General features: G+C 65.9%; 1 protein-coding gene. It reads right to left on the bottom strand.

All coding sequences use genetic code 11. The features are described from left to right. On the bottom strand, nt 1-1,151 hold a 1,151-nt coding region (gene treS, locus ABZ855_RS48400), incomplete at both ends, for a maltose alpha-D-glucosyltransferase (protein WP_360820488.1).

The following is a 1,151-nucleotide window of genomic DNA, read 5'->3' on the forward strand; positions in this document are numbered from 1 at the left end:
AGCCGGAACCAGTAGAAGCCGTGGCCGGCGAGGGTGAGGAGGTAGGGGAGTTCGCCGATGGCGGGGAAGCGGACTCCGCCGATGAGTTCGACGGGGTGTGCGCCGTTGAACGCCTGCAGGTCCAGCTCGGTGGGCTGGGCGAAGCGGGAGAAGTTGTGGACGCACAGGACCAGGTCGTCCTTGTACTCGCGCAGGAAGGCGATCACGGCCGGGTTGGTGGAGGGGAGTTCGGTGTAGGAGCCGAGGCCGAAGGCCGGATTCTGCTTCCGGATCTCGATCATGCGCCGGGTCCAGTGCAGGAGCGAGGACGGGGACGACATGGAGGCTTCGACGTTGGTGACCTGGTAGCCGTAGACCGGGTCCATGATCGTGGGCAGGAAGAGGCGGCCGGGGTCGCTGGAGGAGAAGCCGGCGTTGCGGTCGGGGGTCCACTGCATGGGGGTGCGGACGGCGTCGCGGTCGCCGAGCCAGATGTTGTCGCCCATGCCGATCTCGTCGCCGTAGTAGAGGATCGGGCTGCCGGGGAGGGACAGGAGGAGGGCGGTGAAGAGTTCGATCTGGTTGCGGTCGTTGTCGAGGAGGGGGGCCAGGCGCCGTCGGATGCCGATGTTGGCGCGCATGCGGGGGTCTTTGGCGTATTCGGCCCACATGTAGTCGCGTTCCTCGTCGGTGACCATTTCGAGGGTCAGCTCGTCGTGGTTGCGCAGGAAGATGCCCCACTGGCAGTTGCTGGGGATGGCGGGGGTCTTCGCGAGGATTTCCGAGACGGGGTAGCGCGATTCACGGCGGACGGCCATGAAGATGCGGGGCATGACGGGGAAGTGGAATGCCATGTGGCATTCGTCGCCGCCGCTCTGGAAGTCGCCGAAGTAGTCGACGACGTCCTCGGGCCACTGGTTCGCCTCCGCCAGCAACACCGTGTCCGGGTAGTGGGCGTCGATCTCCTTGCGCACGTGCTTGAGGAACTCGTGGGTCGCCGGCAGGTTCTCGCAGTTGGTGCCCTCTGCCTGGTAGAGGTAGGGCACCGCGTCGAGTCGGAAGCCGTCGATTCCCAGGTCCAGCCAGAACCGCAGCGCGGAGATGATCTCCTCCTGGACCGCCGGGTTCTCGTAGTTGAGGTCCGGCTGGTGGGAGAAGAAGCGGTGCCAGTA

The organism is Streptomyces sp. NPDC047042 (assembly GCF_040644035.1).
Taxonomy (GTDB): domain Bacteria; phylum Actinomycetota; class Actinomycetes; order Streptomycetales; family Streptomycetaceae; genus Streptomyces.